Genomic DNA, 20,827 nt, shown 5'->3' with positions numbered 1-20,827 from the left:
CACCGCGCATTCCAACCTCACAAGCAAGGGCCCTCATCATGAGCCACAAGGCCGAGCAGCCATTCGTCCCGCTGAACATCGCCGTCCTTACCGTCAGCGACACCCGCACCCTGGAAAGCGACACCTCCGGCCAGCTCTTTGTCGACCGCCTGAAGGCCGCCGGCCACAACCTCGCCGCTCGCGTACTGCTCAAGGATGACCTCTATCGCATCCGCGCCCAGGTCGCGACCTGGATCGCCGAGGACGAGGTGCAGGTCGTGCTGATCACTGGCGGTACCGGCTTCACCGGCCGCGACAGCACCCCGGAAGCCGTGACCTGCCTGCTGGACAAGGTGGTGGACGGTTTCGGCGAGCTGTTCCGGCAGATTTCCGTGGCCGACATCGGCACCTCCACCGTGCAGTCCCGCGCGCTGGCGGGTCTGTCCAACGGCACCCTGGTCTGCTGCCTGCCGGGCTCCACCAACGCCTGCCGCACTGCCTGGGATGGCATCCTCGGCGAGCAACTGGACGCCAGTCATCGTCCCTGCAACTTCGTGCCGCACCTGAAGAAGGCGGCGCCCTGCGAGAGCCGCGGATGAGCTGCTGCGACAAGCCCGGCCTGCTGCCGGTCGAGGACGCACTGGCGCGCCTGTTGGCGCTGGCCGAACAGTCTCCGATCTCCGAGTACGAAACCCTGCCGTTGGCCGACGCCGACGGCCGCGTGCTGGCCGAGCCGCTGCTGGCCGGCCTGGACCTGCCGCCCTGGCCGAACAGTGCCATGGACGGCTACGCGCTGCGCCTGGCCGACTGGCGGGGCGAAGCACTGCCGGTAAGCCAGAAGATATTCGCCGGTCAGGCCGGTGAACCGCTGCAACCGGGCACCTGCGTGCGCATCTTCACCGGCGCGCCGGTGCCTGAAGGCGCCGATTGCGTCGAGATGCAGGAAAACGTCGAAGTGCTTGCGGACGGTCGCGTACGCTTCCTCGAAGCGCTCAAGGTCGGCCAGCACGTGCGCCCGCAGGGCCAGGAAACCCGCAAGGGCGACTGTGTGCTCCCAGCCGGCACGCGCCTTGGGCCGATCGAAATCGGCCTCGCCGCCTCGTTGGGTCATGCCGAACTGAAGGTGCGCCGCCGTCCGCGCGTTGCGCTGCTGTCCACCGGCGATGAACTGGTCGAACCGGGCCAGCCGCTGGCGCTGGGGCAGATCTACAACAGCAACCGCCATCTGTTGCGCACCTGGTTGCTGCGCTTCGGTTGCGACGTGGTGGACGCCGGCATCCTGCCCGATGACCTCGAATGCACCCGCGCCGCACTGGCCGGGCTGTCGAAGGTGGACTTGATTCTCTCCACTGGTGGCGTGTCCGTCGGCGAGGCGGACTTCCTCGGTGCGGCCCTGCGCGAAGCGGGCGAACTGGCGCTGTGGAAGCTGGCCATCAAGCCGGGCAAGCCGCTGACCGTCGGCCACTACCAAGGCGTGCCGGTGATCGGACTGCCGGGTAACCCTGCATCTACCCTGGTGACTTTCGCCCTGCTCGCGCGGCCTTACCTGATGCGCCGCCTCGGCATGCAGAAGGTCGAGCCGCTGCGCCTGCAGGTGCCCGCCGGGTTCAGCTGGACCAAGCCGGGCAATCGCCGCGAATACCTGCGCGCGCGTCTGGAGGGTGGCCGGGCGGTGCCCTATGCCAACCAGAGTTCCGGCGTGCTGCGCAGTGCGGCCTGGGCGGAAGGGTTGGCGGAGGTACGCGAAGGGGCGACGGTGGCCGAGGGTGATTGGCTGACCTTCATTCCGTTCAGTGAACTCCTCGACTGAACGTGGGAGCGGACTCCGTCCGAGATGTCCTGTCGACCGCTCTGTGGATGAGCCCGGCGTGTGGATCAGTCGATCGCGGACGGAGTCCGCTCCTACGCAAAACAGGCCCGCCCAGTACGCGCAAGGGGTGACGCCCGCTCCATGAAAAACGCCGGTCTCAGACCGGCGTTTTTTTATGCTGCTGGCGATACTCGCCCGGCGTCTGGTCCGTCCAGCCCTTGAAGCTGCGGTGGAACGAGCGTGACTCGGTGAAGCCCAGGTACTGGGCGATGTCCTGGATCGGCAGGTCGCTGTGCACCAGGTAGTGCTCGGCCAGTTCCTGGCGCAGTTCGTCGAGGATCTGCTGGTAGCTGGTACCGGCTTGCTGCAGGTGGCGTTGCAGGGTTCGCACGGTCATCTCAAAGCGCTCGGCGACGCGCTCCTTGCGCGGCAGGCCATCCTTGAGCAGCAGGCGCAGGGCGTTCTTCACCCGCAGCGGCAGCGGCTCGTCGTCGTCCAGCTCGGCCATCAGCGCCAGGGCGTGCTCTTCCAGGGTGCGCAGCAGATTGGCGTCGGCCTGGCGCAACGGGTAGCTGAGCAACTGCAGGGGCACCAGCAGGGCGCTGAAGGGTTGCTCGAAACGCACCGGGCAGCCGAACAACTGCCCGTATTCGGCGACGTCGGCGCCCTCGGGCTGCGCGTGTTCGAACCAGACTTCCTGCGGTGAACCATTGGTGTCGGCGATCCAGCGCGCGTAGAGCAGCCAGGACGCCAGCACGTTCTCCACCATGTGCCGACGGATCTGCACGGCCTCGTGGCGGCAGTTCCAGATCAGCTTGATGTGATCCGCACCCGGTTCCAGGCGGCTGACGCCCATGTCGCCGACCAGCTTCTCGTAGGGAATGATGCGGCCCATGGCTTCGCCCAGGTTGGCGCAGTTCATGGTGATGTAGCCCAGCACGCTCCACGAGCCTGGCTGCACGAAGCGTGCGGAGTGCAGACCGAACAGCGGGTCGCCGGAATGCGCGCACAGGTGCTGCAGCAGGCGCTCGTGGGCCTCGCTGGGCAGGCGCTGGCTGTTGTCGCTCAGTTGCGAACGCTCCAGGCCCGCGGCCTTGAGGGCGACGTCCAGGTCCATACCGAGAGACTCGGCGTGGCGCAGGTACTTCAGCAGTGCAGGGACGGATGTGTAGCCGAGGGAATGCATGGCGTGAGTTCTTGTTCTGGGTGTCTCGATCGGCAACTGCGCCTGTCTTGATCCGACAGTGACAGGGCAGGGCGGCTGGCTAGTATAGGCAGCCATCAAGCGGCACCGAAATAGCAATCGAAATTGCAGACAAAGACCCTATTGAAAAGGAGCGGGCATGCGACGCTGGAACGGCTGGGGTGAAGAAACGACGGTAGTGGAACTGCCCGACAACGGACGCGGTTTTCTCGCCGAGCTGGTTGGCCCTGGCCTGACGCTCCCGGACGCCTCGCTGGAGCAGGTACTGGCCAAGGTGCCGGCCTCGCGCCTGCCCGAGCATCCGCTGGTGGTGCGCGAAGCCCGCGACCGCCTGCTGCACGCCCGAGGCCAGAGCCTGCCGGACTGGCTGGCGATGCGCGAAGGCGAGTTCGGCGTGTTCCCCGATGGCGTGGCCTACCCGCAGACTGCCGAGCAGATCCGCGAGCTGCTGAAGTTCGCCGAGATCTGGGACTGCCTGGTGATCCCGTACGGCGGCGGCACCTCGGTGGCCGGCCACATCAACCCGCCGGCGTCCGACAAGGCGGTGCTCACCGTTTCCCTGGAGCACATGAACCGCCTGCTGGAGCTGGACGAGCAGAGCCTGATCGCCACCTTCGGCCCCGGCGCCAACGGCCCGCAGGTGGAAAGCCAGCTGCGCGCCCGTGGCTATACCCTGGGTCACTTCCCTCAGTCCTGGGAGCTTTCCACCCTCGGTGGCTGGGTTGCCAGCCGCTCCAGTGGCCAGCAATCGCTGCGCTACGGTCGCATCGAGCAGTTGTTCGCTGGCGGCACCCTGGAAACCTTCGCGGGAAGTCTTGAGATCCCGACCTTCCCGGCATCCTCCGCAGGCCCTGACCTGCGCGAGGTGGTGATGGGTTCCGAAGGCCGCTTCGGCATTCTCTCGTCGGTGAGGGTACGGGTCACGCGCATCGCCGACGATGAGCGCTTCTACGCGGTGTTCCTGCCTTCATGGGAGCAGGCGCTGGAAGGTATCCGCACCCTGGTGCAGGCGCGCGTGCCGCTGTCCATGCTGCGCCTGTCCAATGCCATCGAGACCACGACTCAATTGGCCCTGGCCGGCCATCCGGGGCAGATCGCCTGGCTGGAGCGCTACCTGAAGCTGCGCGGCGCGGCCGAGGGCAAGTGCATGCTGACCTTCGGCGTCACCGGTGATCGCGCGCAGAACGCGACTTCGCTGCGCGCCGCGCGGCGGCTTCTGAAGGGCTTCGGTGGCGTATTCACCGGCACCCTGCTGGGCAAGAAGTGGGCGCAGAACCGTTTCCGCTTCCCCTACCTGCGCGAGGCGCTGTGGGAGAACGGCTACGTAGTCGACACCCTGGAAACCGCTACCGACTGGTCCAACGTCGACAACCTGCTGAACCGCATCGAAGCCAGCCTGCGCGAAGGCCTGGCCGCCGAGGGCGAGCGTGTGCATGTGTTCACCCACCTGTCGCACGTCTACGGTGAGGGTTCGAGCATCTACACCACCTACGTGTTCCGCCCGGCTGGCAGCTATGCGGAGACACACGAGCGCTGGCGCAAGCTCAAGCATGCCGCCAGCCAGACCATCGCCCAGAACCGCGGCACCATCAGCCACCAGCACGGCGTGGGCAAGGATCACGCGCCCTACCTGCCGGTGGAGAAGGGCCCGCTGGGCATGGCGGCGATCAAGTCGCTGGCCAGGCATTTCGATCCGTCCGGCCGGCTGAACCCCGGCACCCTGTTGCAGGACTGAGCCCATGCCTGCCTGGAACGCAGCCTGGCGCGCGCAGGCGCTGCCGGAGCTGGCGGCGCGCGACTGGGACCTGATCGTGGTCGGCGGCGGCATCACCGGCGCCGGCATCCTGCGCGAAGCGGCACGGCGCGGTTGGCGCTGCCTGCTGGTCGAGCAGCGCGATTTCGCCTGGGGCACTTCCAGCCGCTCCTCGAAGATGGTCCACGGCGGCCTGCGCTACATCGCCAAGGGCCAGTTCGGCCTGACCCGCGACTCGGTGCGCGAGCGCCAGCGCCTGCTGGGTGAGGCACCGGGGCTGGTCGATCCGCTGAGCTTCATCATGCCGCACTACCAGGGCGGCTTCCCCGGCCCGCGGGTGTTCGGCACCCTGCTGTCGCTGTACGACGCGCTGGCGGGGCGACGTAACCATCTGTTCCATCGCCTGGAGGAATTGCGCTACCTGGCGCCGGGCCTGAAGGAAGATCGCCTGCTGGGCGGCACCCGCTTCCAGGATGCAGTGACCGATGACGCGCGCCTGGTCATGCGCGTACTCGGCGAAGCACGGGCCGAGGGCGGCGAAGCGTTGAATGGTTTGAAGGTGATTGAACTGGATCGCCGCGACGGTCGAGTTCAGGGACTGATCGCCGAGGACAGCGAGAGTGGTGAACGCTTCATCTTCCGCAGCCGCGCCGTCGCGCTGGCCACCGGCGCCTGGGCCGATGCGCTGCGGCAGAAGCATGGCAGCGAGCACATCCGCCCGCTGCGTGGCAGCCACCTGCTGCTGCCGGCGTGGCGCCTGCCTGTCGCCCATGCCTTCAGCTTCATGCACGGGCAGGACAAGCGTCCGGTCTTTGTCTTCCCCTGGGAAGGCGCGACCGTGGTCGGCACCACCGACCTCGATCACCGCGAAACGCTGGACGACGACGCTGCCATCAGCCGCGAAGAAGTGGATTACCTGCTGGCGGCTTGCGCACAGCAATTCCCGTCCGCGCAGATCACTGCCGGTGACGTGCGTTCCACCTGGGCCGGCGTGCGCCCGGTGGTCAGTGATGGTGCTCCGTCGCTCAAGCCGTCGGACGAGAAGCGCGAGCATGCGCTGTGGGTCGAGCCCGGCTGCGTGACACTGGCCGGCGGCAAGCTCACCACCTTCCGCCTGTTGGCGCTGGAGGTGCTCGCCGCCTGTGCGCCAATGCTGGAGCGCCCGCTGGAAGCGGCTGGCGAGCAAGTCTTCGAGTCGGTTGAACTGATCGCCTTGCCGGGTCTGACCCCGCCCCAGCAAATCCGCCTGCGCGGTCGCCATGGCCGTGCGCTGCCGGAGCTGGCGCGGGTACTGAAAACCGTGGGCAGCGAATGCATCGGCCACACCGATTCACTCTGGGCCGAGCTGGCCTGGGCGGCGGAAGGCGAACTGGTGCTGCACCTGGATGACCTGCTGCTGCGCCGCACCCGTATCGGCCTGCTCCTGGCCGACGGTGGCGCCCACGAGCTGCCAAGAATTCGCGCGCTGTGCCAGCCACGCCTGGGCTGGGACGACGCGCGCTGGAAACGCGAAGAACAGGACTACCTGGCGTTGTGGCGTCGCTGCTACAGCCTTCCGCACTGACTGAGTCTCCATGACAAGAGCCCAATGAATAACAACAACTATCTGCTGGCCATCGACAACGGCACTCAGAGCGTGCGCGCGCTGCTCTTCGACCTCCAGGGCAACCTGGTGGGTAAGGGCAAGGTCGAGCTGGAAGCGTATTTCTCCTCGCAGCCCGGTTGGGCCGAGCAGCACCCGGACTATTACTGGGAGCAGCTGGGAGAGGCGTGCAAGCGCCTATGGGCCAGCGTCGACATCGACCGCAGCCGCATCCGTGGCGTGTCGCTGACTACCCAGCGCGGCACGGTGATCCATGTCGACGAAGCCGGCCAGGCCCTGCGCCCGGCGATCATCTGGCTGGACCAGCGCCGCGCGGAGCTGGGCGACCCGATCAAGGGGCCCTGGGGTTGGCTGTTCAAGCTGGTGGGCGCGCAGGGCGCCGTGGACTACTTCCGCACCCAGGCCGAAGCGAACTGGGTGGCCCAGCAGCAGCCGGACATCCACCAGCGCACCCACAAGCTGCTGCTGCTCTCGGGCTTTCTCACCCAGCGCCTGTGCGGGCGCTACGTGGACTCGGTGGCCTGCAGCGTTGCCTACCTGCCGTTCGACTACAAGAAGCTCGCCTGGGCCGCGCCGCGGGACTGGAAGTGGCAGGCGATCGACGTGCGCCCCGAGCAATTGCCGGAGCTGTACAAGCCCGGTGAGAAACTGGGCGAGATCACCGCCGAGGCCAGTCGCCTGACGGGTATTCCCGAAGGCCTGCCGCTGATCGCCGCTGGCGCCGACAAGGCCTGCGAAGTACTCGGCGCGGGCGCCATCGACCCGACCGTGGCGTGCCTGTCCTACGGCACCACCGCGACCATCAACACCACTCGTTCGCGCTACCTGGAAACCATCCCGCTGATCCCGCCGTACCCGGCGGCGATTCCCGATCACTACAACACCGAGGTGATGATCTACCGCGGCTTCTGGATGGTCAGCTGGTTCAAGCGCGAGTTCGGCCTGCGCGAGATGCAGCGTGCCGAGGAGCTGGGCATCGAACCGGAGAAACTCTTCGACGAACTGGTCAACAGCGTGCCCGCCGGCTCCATGGGCCTGATGCTGCAACCCTACTGGACGCCGGGCATCCGCGAGCCGGGCCTGGAGGCCAAGGGCTCGATCATTGGCTTCGGCGACGTGCACACCCGCGCGCACATCTACCGCGCCATCCTCGAAGGCCTTGCCTACGCGCTGCGCCAGGGCAAGGAGCGCATCGAGAAGCGCTCCGGCACCCGCATCCAGCGCCTGCGCGTGGCTGGCGGTGGTTCGCAGAGCGACGCAGCGATGCAGCTCACCGCTGACATCTTCGGCCTGCCGGCGGAGCGCCCGCACGTCTACGAAGCTTCCGGCCTGGGTGCGGCCATCGATTGCGCGGTGGGGCTGAAGCTTTATCCGGACTTCGCCAGCGCCATCGCCGCCATGACCCGCGTGGGTGACGTCTTCCACCCGCGCCCCGAGGCGCAGCGGACCTACGAGCGGCTCTACAACGAGGTCTACCAGCGCATGTACAAGCAGCTCAAGCCGCTGTACCAGAGCATTCGGGAGATCACCGGCTACCCGGCCTGAGCTGCCCATTCCTGATTCAGTGATAAAAAGCGAGGAAATTTTCCCGCGCTACTCTGGGTCCATTAGTTGACGCTCAATGGACTACTCGCGAGGAAGCCGACCATGACCCAGCCCAGGGCCCTGCTGATCCTGCACGGCAAGCAAGCCGCCAACGACGAAGTGCGCGCCGCCGTGCTGGCCACGCGCGAAGCGGGGCGTGCCTTGGACGTGCGGGTGACCTGGGAGAGTGGTGACGCCAGGCGCCTGGTGGAGGAGGGCTTGGCGGCGGGATACACCACGCTGATCGCCGGCGGTGGCGACGGCACCGTGCGCGACGTCGCCGAGGCGCTGGTCCAGGCCGGCGGCAAGGCCAGCCTGGCCATCCTGCCGCTGGGCACCGCCAACGACTTCGCCCGCGCGGCCGGCGTGCCGCTCGAGCCCGCGGCCGCGCTGGCCTTGCTGGACGTGCCGCCGCGTCCCATCGACCTGGGGGAGGTCGACGGGCAGTTCTTCCTGAACATGGCCACGGGTGGCTTCGGTTCGAAGGTCACCGCCAACACCCCGGAAGACTTGAAGAAGCTGCTCGGCGGCGCAGCCTACCTGCTGACCGGTCTGACGCGCTTTTCTGAAGTCCATGCGGCCCAGGGGCGCTTTACCGGGCCGGATTTCGAGTGGGAGGGCGAATTCCTCGCCCTGGGCATCGGCAATGGCCGACAGGCCGGCGGCGGACATGTGCTCTGCCCGCAGGCCACGGCGGATGACGGGTTGCTGGACGTGAGCATCCTGCCTACCCCGCAGGACATGGTCGGTACGCTGGGCGCGCTGCTGGGCAGCAGCGGGTTCGGCACCCAGGACGTCTTCGTCCGGGCGCGCCTGCCCTGGGTCGAGGTGGAAGCCCGCGAGGGCCTGGATGTCAATCTCGACGGCGAGCCGCTGGAAGGTCGCAAGCTGCGTTTCGAGGTGCGCCCGGCAGCGCTCGCCATGCACCTGCCGGCAGACTCGCCGCTGCTCTCGCCCACTGGGCGGCTCGCTGCCGAACAAGGCTGATCGCGCTGGTCCGGACCGGACAAGTCGTGCATGATGGCGCACGGCCAGTATCTTGTTGGCGCCGATACGGCCGATAGCTCTCCCGCACGACTCATTCCGAATCTGGAGCAGGCATGGCCGGTATTCTCGACACTGTCGATCAACGCACCCAACTGGTAGGCGAGAACCGCCTGGAAATCCTGGTCTTCCGCCTCGCCGGGCGGCAGCAGTTCGCGATCAACGTGTTCAAGGTGCAGGAAGTCCTGCAGCTGCCGCGCCTGACGCTGATCCCGCAGCGCCACCCGATGATCTGCGGGGTGATCAACCTGCGCGGCCAGACCCTGCCGGTGATCGACCTATCACGCGCCATCGGCATGCGCGCGCTGACCCCGGATGCCAACAGCACCATCATCGTCACCGAGTACAACCGTTCGGTGCAGGCGTTCCTGGTGGGCGGGGTGGAGCGCATCCTCAACCTCAACTGGGAGTCGATCCAGCCGCCGCCCGGTGGCGCCGGCCGCCAGCATTACCTGACCGCGATCACCAAGGTGGAAGACCGCCTGGTGGAGATCATCGACGTGGAGAAGGTGCTGGCCGAGATCGTGCCGATGAATACCCGCGTCTCCAGCGACCGCTTGGACGACTTGCTGCTCAGCCAGACCCGTGGCCGCGAAGTGCTGGTAGTGGATGACTCCAGTGTCGCCATCTCCCAGCTGCGCGATACCCTTGGCCAGCTCGGCCTGCGCCTGCATGTGGCGACCGACGGCCTGCGCGCGCTGCAGCAACTCAAGCGCTGGGCCGATGAAGGCCTGGATATGGAAGAGAAGCTGCTGATGATCTTCACCGACGCCGAGATGCCGGAAATGGACGGCTACCGGCTGACCACCGAGATCCGCAACGACCCGCGCCTGCGTGACCTCTACGTGGTGCTGCACACCTCGCTGTCGGGCAGCTTCAACGACGCCATGGTCAAGAAGGTCGGCTGCGACGACTTCCTCTCCAAGTTCCAGCCGGACCAGTTGGTGGAAGTGGTACGCCGCCGCCTGCAGAAAGTACCCGCGTAGCTGCTTTTCGTAGGAGCGAGCTTGCTCGCGAACCGCCTGATGCCGTTGCCTCCGGAAAAAAGCGTTCGCGAGCAAGCTCGCTCCTACAAGTTCGTTGCCATTGCTAGACGCCCGTTCCACACCGTATAAGGTCGCTTTCGCCTGCACGAAAGGAAGCCTCCGATGTACACGCTCAGCGAGCTCTACCGCTACCCGGTCAAATCCACTGCCTACGAGCCCCTGGAGTCCGTTCGCCTGGACGCCCTGGGCCTGGAAGGGGATCGACGCTGGATGGTGGTCGACTCCGCCAACGGGCGCTTCCTCACCCAGCGCCTGCTGCCCCAGATGGGCCGTATCGAGGCGCGCTGGCAGGACGATTTCCAGGCGTTGCGCCTGCGTGCACCGGGCATGGACGACCTGCTGGTGCAAGTGCCGGGACGCGATGACAACCTGCGTGGCGTGCTGATCTGGCGCGACATGCTGCAGGTGCCGGATGCCGGCGACGCCGCCGCGCAGTGGCTGAGCGCATTCCTCGAGCGTGATGTGCGCCTGGTGCAGATGCCCGAGCAGCGCGCGCGGCAGGTGGACACCGCCTACGCCGAGCCTGGCGAGCACGTGCACTTTGCCGATGGCTTCCCGCTGCTGCTGATCGGCCAGGGTTCGCTGGACGACCTGTCGGCGAAGGTTGGTCGCCCGCTGGAGATGCTGCGCTTCCGCCCGAATCTGGTGGTGACCGGCGCCGAGCCGTTCGCGGAAGACGGCTGGAAGCGCGTCCGCATCGGCGACGTCACCTTCAAGGTGGCCAAGCCCTGCTCGCGCTGCATCCTCACCACCATCGACCCGCATACCGGCGAGCGCGATGCCGCCCGTGAGCCGCTGGCGACCCTGCTGGACTATCGCAACGTCAATGGCGAGGCGCTGTTCGGCCAGAACCTGATCGCCCTGAACAGCGGAACGCTGCGCGAGGGTATGGAAGTGGAAGTTCTGGAGTAGGGCGCATAGGCAAATCACGCGTGGGGTTGTGCGCCAGGCGCCAACTTGTTGGAGCGAGCTTGCTAGCGAACCCGCCTGACGCCTGTGCCGCCGGAAAATCTGTTCGCGAGCAAGCTCGATCCCTCAGGTAACCGCAGGGCGAACAACCTTCACGGTTGTTCGCCATCAGCGCCTTACAGCTTGCTGTCGACGCAACCGGTGCTCTGGCACTCGCGCTCACGCTCGCGCAGCACGGCCAGGCGCTCGTTGGTCTTGTTCACGGCGCACTGCAGGTTGACGAAGTAACCGCCGTCGCGCTCGTAGCTGCACTGGGCATCGCGATCCTTGATCCAGGCGATCTGGCTCTTCTTCAGAGCAGCCTTCTGGCCGTCGTTGAGCATCTTGCGCAGGGTGCCGAATTCATTGTTCAGCTCGCGGTCGACCTGGGCGTATTCGGTGCTCAGGCAGTACACGCTGTCGAAGGCGTTGCGCGGCTTCTCGCAGGCGGCGAGGGCCAGGTCGGCGCTGAGCAGGCCTGCGGCAAGCATGGAGAGGGAGAGAACGGTCTTGCGCATGGAAATTTCCTTTTTTCCTTGAGGGGATGAAAGCCGCCCGGCGAGTGCCGGGCGGTGGATGGATCAGAGCTCGTCGAAGAAGCGTTCGTGCCAGTCGACGATGGGCTGTGGCGCGTTGAGTTTCTGTCCGTAGATCACCGCGTAGGACAGTACGTTTTGCACGTAGGAACGGGTCTCGTCGAACGGAATGGTCTCCACCCAGACATCGAAGGCCAGGTGGCGCGCATCCTTCAGCCATTGCCGCACGCGGCCGGGGCCGGCGTTGTAGGCGGCGGTGGCGAGCACGCGGTTGCCGTTGAACTGGCCGTGAACCTGGCTCAGGTAGGCGGCGCCGAGCTGGATGTTCACATCCGGCACTATCAGTTGCTGCGGCGAGGCCAGCGGGATGCCGAACTTGCGCGAGGTTTCCTTGGCGGTGGCCGGCATCAGCTGCATAAGGCCGGTGGCGCCGACGCCGGAGCGCGCATCGGACATGAAGGCGCTTTCCTGGCGGGTGATGGCGAACACCCAGCTCGAATGCAGGCCGCGGTTGCGCGCCTCGCGTACCAGGGTGTTGCGGTAGGCCATGGGGAAGCGGATATCCAGGTCGTCCCAGTACTTGGCCTGGCTGATCGCGCGGATCGCCGGGAAGTACCACTGCATGTCATAGGCGATCTTGGCCTGGGCCAGCAGCTCGTCGTGACTCAGGTGGCGGGCAGCGTGATACCACTCACGGCGGGCGTTGATGATCTCGCCGCGGGCGTAGAACTCCAGAGCGCGGCGGGTGCTCGGCGCGTTGCGCACGCGCTGCATTGTGCCGGCATCCGGCGCCACGGGGCGGTTGTTCAGTTGATACGGGGCGTTGATCCGGTCGGCGGCGAGGAAACCGTAGAAATCACGCTCGCCGGCCACCGGCTGGTACAGGCTGATGGCCTGCTTGTTCTGTGGTTGCGCCAGTTGCAGCGAGCGCGCCTGCCAGTACTTCCAGCGGTTGGTTTCGGCCAGCGACGGCGGCAGCGCGCGCGTCAGCTCGTAGGCTTCTTCCCAGCGGCCCAGGCGCAGCAGCAGGCGCAGGCGCCATTCGGTGACGGTGTCGTCGCGCAGCTGCGGGTCGTACTTGACCATCATCGGCAGGGCGCGCGGGTCGTAGCGCCGCGCCAGGCTCAGGCCTATCTCGCGGGCGATGGAGACCTTCTCGTCGCTGGAGAAGGGTAGTACCGAGCTGTAGTAGTCCAGCAGGGTGATGGCTTTTTCCGGGTCCTGTTTGGCCAGGCGGCGCAGGCCGAGGCCGACGACGTCGGCGGTGGCATGGTCGCGGGCACCGAAGCGGGTGGTCTGGCTCAGCTGCGCAGGGTTCTGCGCGACATTAACCATCAGCGCGCCCTGGCTGCCGAGGGTCGGCAGGCGCTTGGAGAGCACGGTGGCGAGGCTGTAGTTGCCTTTCTCGGCTGCCAGCTTCAGGCGCTTCCAGACCTTCTCTTCGGTGAGCTGGCCATCAGCCTGCCACATGGCGAAGGTAGTGTCGCAAGCGTCGGGCTGCGGCTTGCCGACCAGCCAGAGCTTCTCGGCGGTGGCATAACCCTCGGCCTTGTTGCCGTGGCCGAGCTGGTACTGGCCGTAGAGGCAGTCCAGCTCGGTGAAGTTCATCTTCGGATCGTAGTAGCGGACGAAGGTGCTCCAGTCGCCCCGATCGGCCAGTTGGCGCATCCAGCGCAGCTTCAGCCAGTTGATCTGCGGCAGGTCGCCGTGCTGCTCGATGAAGCGCTCGATCTCGGCGTTGCTGGCGCTTTTCAGACGGTTGGTCAGCTCGTCATAGGCCAGGTACGGCTGCAGCGGATAATCGGCCAGTGCCGACTGGTAGCGGAAATACGGGCCGCTGTCATTGCGCGCCAGTGCCTTCTGCGCCTCGTCGTACATCTGGCGCTGCTGGGGCAGGGACGCTGCGTTGGCTGTCGAAGCGGACAGGCTGAGGATCAGGCAGGAGAACAGTGAGAAAAGGCGACCGCGCATGGCTCTTCCGGGAAGATGATCGGTGGGCGCTGGATGGCGCGCGCCCGCTGCCCCGTAGCTTAGCCTGTTGCGCGAGGGCGGCGAAAGCGCCACCACGGATGCATCGCGCAAAGGCAGACGCCTGTCTCGCCGCGCGAGTTTGTGCGCGACCCTCTGACTTTTCCGCGCTTTCCCTTAAACTGCGCGCCCTGTTTGTGGAGATACCCAATGACCCTGCTCAAGTTCACCGACGTGTCCCTCGCCTTTGGCACCACTCCGCTGCTGGATAAGGTGTCCTGGCAGATCGCCCGGGGTGAGCGGGTGTGCGTCATTGGCCGCAACGGTACCGGCAAGTCGAGCATGCTCAAGCTGGTCAAGGGCGAGCAGAAGCCCGACGACGGCGACATCTGGCGCGCCCCGGCGCTGAAGATCGGTGAGCTGCCGCAGGAGCTGCCGCGAGCCGATGACCGTACCGTCTACGACGTGGTCGCTGAAGGACTGGCTGAAGTGGGCGAGCTGCTGGCGCGCTATCACCACCTGAGCATGCACATCGAGAACGAGGACGACCTGAACAAGCTGGCGCGCGTCCAGCAGGAGCTGGAGGCTCGCGACGGCTGGCGCCTGGGGCAACTGGTGGACACCACCCTGACGCGCCTGCAACTGCCGGCCGACAAGACCCTCGCCGAGCTCTCCGGTGGCTGGCGCCGTCGCGTGCTGCTGGCCCAGGCGCTGGTGGCCGAGCCCGATCTGCTGCTGCTGGACGAGCCGACCAACCACCTGGACATCGGTGCCATCGCCTGGCTGGAAAATGCCCTGGCCGACTTCCCCGGCGCCGTGCTGTTCATCACCCACGACCGTGCCTTCCTGCAGGCCGTGGCCACCCGCATCCTCGAACTGGATCGCGGCCACCTGATCGACTGGAACGGCGACTACGCCAGCTTCCTCGTGCATAAAGAGCAGGAGTTGGCCGCGGAAGAGGCCGCCAATGCGCTGTTCGACAAGCGCCTGGCCCAGGAGGAAGTGTGGATTCGCCAGGGCATCAAGGCCCGTCGTACCCGTAACGAAGGCCGTGTGCGAGCGCTGAAGGCGATGCGCAACGAGCGTGCCGATCGCCGTGAGCGCCAGGGCAAGGCCAGTTTCCAGCTGGAGACTGCGGAGAAGTCCGGCAAGCAGGTCATCGTTGTCGAGAACGCCGGCTTCGCTCACCCGGGCGGCCCGGCGCTGATTCGTGATTTCTCCCTGGTGCTGCAGCGCGGCGACCGCATCGGCCTGCTGGGCGCCAACGGCACCGGCAAGACCACCCTGCTCAAGCTGCTGCTGGGCGACCTGCAGCCGACTTCCGGCAGCGTCAAGGAAGGCACCCGACTGGAAGTGGCTTATTTCGACCAGTTGCGTCACCAGCTGGAGCCGGAAAAGACCGTCATCGACAACATTGCCGAAGGTCGCGAATTCATCACGATCAACGGGCAGAATCGCCACGTCCTCAGCTACCTGGGCGACTTCCTGTTCTCCCCGCAGCGCGCCCGTACCCCGGTGAAGGCGCTCTCGGGTGGCGAGCGGGCACGCCTGTTGCTGGCGAAGCTGTTCAGCAAGCCGGCCAACCTGCTGGTGCTGGACGAACCGACCAACGACCTGGACGTGGAAACCCTGGAGCTGCTCGAAGAAGTACTGCTGACCTTCGACGGCACCGTGCTGATGGTCAGCCACGACCGGGCCTTCCTCGACAACGTGGTCACCAGCACCCTGGTGTTCGAAGGCGAAGGTCGCGTGCGCGAATTCGTCGGCGGCTACCAGGACTGGCTGCGCCAGGGCGGCTCGCCCAAGTTGCTCGGCGTAGGTGAAGAGAAGGGTGACAAGCCCGCTGCTGCCCCCGTTGCCGAGCAGCCGGTGGTTGCCAGTGCGTCGGTGGAAGCCGCGCCAAAGAAGAAACTGAGCTACAAGCTGCAGCGCGAACTGGAAGCCATTCCCGGGCAGATCGAGGCCCTGGAGGCGGAAATGGCCGCGCTGCAGGAAGAAACCGCGTCACCGGACTTCTACCAGCGCCCGCAGGACGAAGCCCAGGCCGCTCTCGCGCGCCTCGGTACCCTGCAGGAAGATCTGGACCGGCTGATCGAGCGCTGGGCTGAACTGGAAGAGTGATCCGTTCGGTCTGGCGATGTGCCCGTGCGTATCGCTGATCAAAGACTGTTAGGGATGGCCGAATGGCAATCGAGTACCGCATCACCCTGGATGATGAGCACGAGTTCAGTTACCGCATAGAGCTGGAGCGCCAGTACGAGCCGCAGATAGCCGCCCAGACGCCACGCTGGACGCGCCTGGAGAACAACCGCTGCAGCAACTGCCCGCTGAACCCGGCGCAGCACAGCCATTGCCCGGCGGCGGTGGACCTGCACCGAGTGATCGAGGACTTCCGTGGTTTGCCGGCCTTCAAGAAGGTTTCGGTGCAGGTCCGCACACCGGAGCGCGAGTACATCAAGCACGCGGGGTTGGAAGAGGGGCTGCGCGCACTGCTTGGCGTGATCATGGCCACCAGCGCCTGCCCGCTGCTGGGCCGGCTCAAGCCGATGGCGCAGCAGCACTTGCCGTTCGCCAGTAACCAGGAGTTCATCCTGCGCGCGGTGTCGCTGTACCTGATGCGGCAGTACTTCAACTTCCGTGAAGGGCGGCATGCGGACTGGGAACTGAAGGGGTTGGTGAAACAGTTCCAGCAGCTGCAGCTGGTGAACCAGGCGTTCTGGCAGCGGATTCACGAGACCTGCGAGGGCGACTCGAACCTGAAAGCTTTCCTCAGCTTCTTCTCCATGGCGTCGAGCATGAGTTATTCGCTGGAGGCGCAGTTGCAGAAGGTGCGCCCGCTGCTGATGAGCGGGGATATGCTCGGCGCCTGAAACGAAGCGGGCCCCGCAGGGCCCACTGTTTCACTCGAGTTGGCTCAGCTGGTTTTCTGCAGGCGTACGGCGAGAACGTCGCAAGGTGCGCCGTGCAGCACATCGTTGGCGGTGGAACCCAGCAGCAGGGCGAGGCCGTGGCGGCCATGGCTACCGACGACGATCAGGTCACAGTCCTGCTCATCGGCGAGGCGGTGGATTTCCTGGCGCGGCTGGCCGTAGACCAGGTGGCACTGGGAGCTGGTGATTTCGGCGTAGGTAAGGGTGAACTGGTGCAGGCGTTCCTTGGCCTGGTCGAACTGCTGCTGTTGCAGCATCGACAGGTCCATCGGCACGTCACCACCGAAGGCCATGGCCATGGGCTCGACCACATGCACCGCCGAGAGCCGGGCATCGTTTGCCTTGGCCAGCGCGACCGCCCGCTTCATCACCGGATCGCATTCTTCGGTAAGGTCGACGGCGACCAGAATGTGTTGGTAGGGCATGAGCGTCTCCTCCGGGGGACTCGATAATTATCAGTATGGCCCTAAAGGCCGTGCTTGACCTGTTTGACCGGTATAACCGATATGACCACATGGATGGTAATTCTTCTTATCGCATTGGTGCTCAGCCCCCTGACCTGGCTGATTCCCTCGCGCGGCCAGCGCGGGCAGATGGACCTTCGCCTGCAGGCGCGGCGCCTGGGCCTGGCCATGCAGATGGCGCAGCAGGAGTGGCCGCACTGGCTGGAACGGCAGCCACCGCGCCAGTGCGCTCAGTACCACCGCGCGCGCGGCAGGAACCGCGATGTCTGGTGCTACTGGCAGAGCGAGCCGGGCGTCTGGCTGGACCGCTGGCGCGAGGCGAGCGCCCCCGCCGAGCTGGCCCAGGCGCTCGCCAGCCTGCCGAAGGACGTCTACATGGTCGAGGCGACGCCCCAGTTCCTCGCGCTGTACTGGGGCGAGCGGGGCGACAGCAGCGACCTCGAGCGAGTCGCTGCCTTCCTTAAGCAGCAAGCCTGAAGCCCTCGAGCAGCATCCCTGAAGCGATCAGCTCTGCTGCGCGGCATAGAGGCCTGAGACTTTCTCCAGGTCTTCGATGATGCGGTCGGAGTACTTGTTGATCAGGAAAGGCACGCTGTTCTGGTTGTAGTTCTGCAGCGATTTCTCGATGTAGCGCCACTTGATCGCCACGCCGCGCAGCTCCTGGCCGATCTCAGGCGTGGTCTGCGGCGCCTGTTGCAGTTTCACCAGGTTGATCGCGAAGCGGTTGGCCAGGTCGTCCAGCGGACGCTCTTCGCCGCCGCCGAAGAAGCTGGCGCCTACCGAAGCATTGCGCGAGGCGTAGTCCACCGCGATGTCCTGCATCAGCAGGCTCTGCTCGCGGGTCTGCTGGGTCAGCGGCGGGACCTTGCTGCCGCTTTCTTCCTGGATCTTCGCGTAGAGCTGCTCGGCGGTGTCCAGCAGCTTGCGGTTCTGTGCGGCGAGGTCGGCCACCGGTTGCAGGTCGGTGTAGCCGCTCTTGTCCAGTGCACCGGTGAGGGTGTGCAACTGAGTCGCGTAGGCTTTCCATTCATCCTGCAACTCGCTACTGAGCTTCTTCGATTCGTTGCCGGGCATTTCTCCCAGCTTGCCCAGGGCGTCGGTCGCGGTCTGCGCCGAGGCCTCGACCATCTTGGCGTACTTCTGGTCGCCTTCCATCGCGTTGAACATGAAAAAATCACCGAGGCTGCGCTGGGCGGCCAGGCGCGTCTGGTGGACGTTGAGCAGGTCGCTGGCGGTGTCGGCGGCAGCGATGAGGGGCAGGGCGGTGAGCGCGAGCGCGGACAGCAGACGCACGAGCGGACGGCTGGACATCGTTCCAACTCCTTGGAGCCATGGGCTTCTTGTTGTTTTGTTTTGCACAGGTTCCAGGCGTCCGCCAGCGTTGGCAGGAGGCAGATCGCCATTGCGCCCGACTCTAGCGCGGGCCATGGGGTTTGAACAGTGGCTGTCGGGACGGTGGTGCCAGGTAGCAATTGTCATGATAGGCGTGATGAATGGGGTGTCAGGACTGCGCTGAATGCTCCGGCCCAGACGCCCCGGCCGCTTTGCGACTGTTGCGTCTCGCTGATTGACAAGCCTTGGCTTTTCCTAGAAGGTGGGCGCACCCAAATCAAACGGGCGTATGAATCGAGCGTTTGCCCCGTGCAGTGACTTGATCAGAACGCCCCGGCTATCGCGTTGGCGGGTGTGCCGCAAGCTTTGGGACTATCCTCGGCGACTGCCGGGCCGTCCCGATACACGGTGTCCGACGTGTGATTTCAAGCTTCCCTAGCGTGGAGATCAGTTGATGATTTACCAAGGTAAAGCCATCACGGTTAAGGCTCTTGAGAGCGGCATCGTCGAACTGAATTTCGACCTCAAGGGCGAGTCCGTCAACAAGTTCAACCGACTCACCCTGAATGAACTGCGCCAAGCAGTCGATACCATCAAGGCCGATGCGTCCGTCAAGGGCGTGATCGTGACCAGCGGCAAAGGCGTGTTCATCGTCGGCGCCGACATCACCGAGTTCGTCGACAACTTCAAGCTGCCTGACGAAGAGCTGCTGGCCGGCAACCTCGAAGCCAACAAGATCTTCAGTGACTTCGAAGACCTGAATGTTCCGACCGTAGCCGCGATCAACGGCATCGCCCTGGGCGGCGGTCTGGAAATGTGCCTGGCTGCCGACTTCCGTGTCATGAGCGCCACCGCCAAGGTCGGCCTGCCGGAAGTGAAGCTGGGTATCTACCCGGGCTTCGGCGGTACCGTTCGCCTGCCGCGCATCATCGGCTGCGACAACGCGGTCGAGTGGATTGCCTCGGGCAAGGAAAACAAGGCTGAAGACGCGCTGAAAGTCGGCGCCGTCGATGCCGTCGTGGCTCCCGAGCAGCTGCAAGCCGCCGCTCTGGACCTGGTCAAGCGCGCCATCGCCGGCGAGCTGGACCACAAGGCCCGCCGTCAGCCGAAGCTGGAAAAGCTCAAGCTGAACGCCATCGAGCAGATGATGGCCTTCGAGACCGCCAAGGGCTTCGTTGCTGGCCAGGCCGGCCCGAACTACCCGGCTCCGGTCGAAGCGATCAAGTCGATCCAGAAAGCCGCCAACTTCGGTCGTGACAAAGCGCTCGAAATCGAAGCCCAGGGCTTCGTGAAGCTGGCCAAGACTTCGGTTGCGCAGAGCCTGATCGGCCTGTTCCTGAACGACCAGGACCTGAAGAAGAAGGCCAAGCAGTACGACGAGATCGCCAAGGACGTGAAACTGGCCGCCGTACTCGGCGCCGGCATCATGGGTGGCGGCATCGCCTACCAGTCCGCTTCCAAGGGCACTCCGATCCTGATGAAGGATATCCGCGAAGAGGGTATCCAGATGGGTCTGAACGAGGCCTCGAAGCTGCTCGGCAAGCGCGTCGAAAAAGGCCGTATGACCCCGGCCAAGATGGCCGAGGCCCTGAACGCCATTCGCCCGACCATGTCCTACGGCGACTTCGGCAACGTCGACATCGTCGTCGAAGCTGTGGTCGAGAATCCGAAGGTCAAGCAGATCGTTCTGGCTGAAGTTGAAGGCGTGGTGAAGGATGATGCGATCCTCGCGTCGAACACCTCCACCATCTCCATCAACCTGCTGGCCAAGGCGCTCAAGCGTCCGGAAAACTTCGTCGGCATGCACTTCTTCAACCCGGTGCACATGATGCCCCTGGTCGAAGTCATCCGTGGCGAGAAGTCCAGCGACGTCGCTGTCGCCACCACCGTGGCCTACGCCAAGAAGATGGGCAAGAACCCCATCGTGGTGAATGACTGCCCCGGCTTCCTGGTCAACCGCGTGCTGTTCCCGTACTTCGGCGGCTTCTCCAAGCTGCTGGGCTTCGGTGTGGACTTCGTACGTATCGACAAGATCATGGAGAAGTTCGGCTGGCCCATGGGCCCGGCTTACCTGTCCGACGTGGTCGGCATCGACACCGGCCACCACGGCCGTGACGTGATGGCTGAAGGCTTCCCGGACCGCATGGCCGTGGAAGGCAAGACTGCCGTCGACGTGATGTACGACGCCAACCGCCTGGGCCAGAAGAACGGCAAGGGCTTCTACGCCTACGAGACCGACAAGCGCGGCAAGCCGAAGAAAGTCACCGACCCGCAGGCTTATGAGCTGCTGAAGTCCATCGTCACCGAACAGCGTGAGCTGAGCGACGAGGACATCATCAACTACATGATGATCCCGCTGTGCCTGGAAACCGTGCGCTGCCTGGAAGACGGCATCGTCGAGACCGCTGCCGAGGCCGACATGGGCCTGATCTACGGCATCGGCTTCCCTCCCTTCCGGGGCGGTGCCCTGCGTTACATCGACTCCATCGGTGTGGCCGAATTCGTCGCACTGGCCGACAAGTACGCCGACCTGGGTGCGCTGTACCACCCGACCGCGAAGCTGCGTGAAATGGCCAAGAACGGCCAGAAGTTCTTCGGTTGAGTGCGCAACGAATAGAGCGAGAGT

At 65.4% G+C, this 20,827-nt stretch carries 17 protein-coding genes; 12 read left to right on the top strand and 5 right to left on the bottom strand.

From position 1 onward, the window contains the following. The first annotated feature begins 38 nt into the window (after positions 1–38). Both moaB and G4G71_RS20415 read left to right on the top strand, forming a co-directional pair. The gene (gene moaB / locus G4G71_RS20420) at positions 39–578 is read left to right on the top strand and encodes a molybdenum cofactor biosynthesis protein B (protein WP_169939757.1); all 540 of its coding nucleotides are present in this window, start codon (positions 39–41) and stop codon (positions 576–578) included. After that, complete coding sequence (locus tag G4G71_RS20415; protein WP_169939756.1) at positions 575–1,789, top strand: molybdopterin molybdotransferase MoeA; 1,215 nt, start codon at positions 575–577, stop codon at positions 1,787–1,789. Before moaB ends, G4G71_RS20415 begins: the two co-directional genes overlap by 4 nt. Before the next feature lie 157 nt (positions 1,790–1,946). Here the strand turns inward: G4G71_RS20415 and gliR are convergent, their stop codons facing one another. After that, complete coding sequence (gene gliR / locus G4G71_RS20410; RefSeq protein ID WP_169939755.1) at positions 1,947–2,975, bottom strand: AraC family transcriptional regulator GliR; 1,029 nt, start codon at positions 2,973–2,975, stop codon at positions 1,947–1,949. 157 nt (positions 2,976–3,132) lie between these two features. Between gliR and G4G71_RS20405 the strand changes: the two genes are divergently transcribed. The 6 genes from G4G71_RS20405 to G4G71_RS20380 all read left to right on the top strand — a co-directional run bounded on the left by G4G71_RS20405 (position 3,133) and on the right by G4G71_RS20380 (position 10,935). Then, complete coding sequence (locus G4G71_RS20405) at positions 3,133–4,728, top strand: FAD-binding oxidoreductase (RefSeq protein WP_169939754.1); 1,596 nt, start codon at positions 3,133–3,135, stop codon at positions 4,726–4,728. A gap of 4 nt (positions 4,729–4,732) precedes the next feature. Then, positions 4,733–6,310, top strand: coding sequence for a glycerol-3-phosphate dehydrogenase/oxidase (locus tag G4G71_RS20400; RefSeq protein WP_169939753.1), 1,578 nt, complete (start codon positions 4,733–4,735; stop codon positions 6,308–6,310). Positions 6,311–6,334: 24 nt separating this feature from the next. Further along, entirely contained in the window at positions 6,335–7,894 is a 1,560-nt protein-coding gene (locus G4G71_RS20395; protein ID WP_169939752.1) for an FGGY-family carbohydrate kinase, read from the top strand. 102 nt (positions 7,895–7,996) lie between these two features. Continuing rightward, positions 7,997–8,920: a lipid kinase YegS gene (yegS, locus tag G4G71_RS20390; protein ID WP_169939751.1), complete on the top strand. Its 924-nt coding sequence runs from the start codon at positions 7,997–7,999 to the stop codon at positions 8,918–8,920. A gap of 113 nt (positions 8,921–9,033) precedes the next feature. Beyond that, complete coding sequence (locus tag G4G71_RS20385; protein ID WP_169939750.1) at positions 9,034–9,963, top strand: chemotaxis protein CheV; 930 nt, start codon at positions 9,034–9,036, stop codon at positions 9,961–9,963. Between the two features lie 162 nt (positions 9,964–10,125). Next, complete coding sequence (locus G4G71_RS20380; RefSeq protein ID WP_169939749.1) at positions 10,126–10,935, top strand: MOSC domain-containing protein; 810 nt, start codon at positions 10,126–10,128, stop codon at positions 10,933–10,935. A 173-nt stretch (positions 10,936–11,108) separates the two neighbouring features. On the opposite strand, the gene G4G71_RS20375 is transcribed toward G4G71_RS20380, so the two are convergent. Beyond that, positions 11,109–11,489 (bottom strand): lysozyme inhibitor LprI family protein, encoded by a 381-nt coding sequence (locus tag G4G71_RS20375; protein WP_169939748.1) that lies wholly within the window; start codon positions 11,487–11,489, stop codon positions 11,109–11,111. A gap of 63 nt (positions 11,490–11,552) precedes the next feature. Continuing rightward, complete coding sequence (locus G4G71_RS20370) at positions 11,553–13,478, bottom strand: transglycosylase SLT domain-containing protein (protein ID WP_169939747.1); 1,926 nt, start codon at positions 13,476–13,478, stop codon at positions 11,553–11,555. 207 nt (positions 13,479–13,685) lie between these two features. On the opposite strand from G4G71_RS20370, the gene G4G71_RS20365 reads away from it, so the two are divergent. Beyond that, positions 13,686–15,596, top strand: a complete 1,911-nt coding sequence (locus tag G4G71_RS20365) for an ATP-binding cassette domain-containing protein (RefSeq protein WP_169939746.1) — start codon at positions 13,686–13,688, stop codon at positions 15,594–15,596. 62 nt (positions 15,597–15,658) lie between these two features. After that, entirely contained in the window at positions 15,659–16,345 is a 687-nt protein-coding gene (locus tag G4G71_RS20360; protein WP_169939745.1) for a DUF6901 family protein, read from the top strand. A 44-nt stretch (positions 16,346–16,389) separates the two neighbouring features. On the opposite strand, the gene G4G71_RS20355 is transcribed toward G4G71_RS20360, so the two are convergent. Then, positions 16,390–16,830 carry a universal stress protein gene (locus tag G4G71_RS20355; protein WP_024766849.1) on the bottom strand — a complete coding sequence of 147 codons (441 nt, stop codon included), beginning with the start codon at positions 16,828–16,830 and terminating at the stop codon, positions 16,390–16,392. Positions 16,831–16,911: 81 nt separating this feature from the next. Here G4G71_RS20355 and G4G71_RS20350 point away from each other — a divergent pair, with 81 nt between their 5' ends. Then, the gene (locus tag G4G71_RS20350) at positions 16,912–17,346 is read left to right on the top strand and encodes a hypothetical protein (RefSeq protein ID WP_169939744.1); all 435 of its coding nucleotides are present in this window, start codon (positions 16,912–16,914) and stop codon (positions 17,344–17,346) included. 27 nt (positions 17,347–17,373) lie between these two features. Here the strand turns inward: G4G71_RS20350 and G4G71_RS20345 are convergent, their stop codons facing one another. Beyond that, entirely contained in the window at positions 17,374–18,180 is an 807-nt protein-coding gene (locus G4G71_RS20345) for a hypothetical protein (RefSeq protein ID WP_169939743.1), read from the bottom strand. Between the two features lie 475 nt (positions 18,181–18,655). Between G4G71_RS20345 and fadB the strand changes: the two genes are divergently transcribed. Further along, a complete protein-coding gene (fadB, locus tag G4G71_RS20340) occupies positions 18,656–20,803 on the top strand; it encodes a fatty acid oxidation complex subunit alpha FadB (RefSeq protein ID WP_169939742.1) in 2,148 nt (715 codons plus the stop codon). Positions 20,804–20,827 lie beyond the last annotated feature (24 nt).

Source organism: Pseudomonas multiresinivorans (assembly GCF_012971725.1).
GTDB classification, from domain to species: domain Bacteria; phylum Pseudomonadota; class Gammaproteobacteria; order Pseudomonadales; family Pseudomonadaceae; genus Pseudomonas; species Pseudomonas multiresinivorans.
This window is presented reverse-complemented; position numbering and strand designations above follow the sequence as displayed.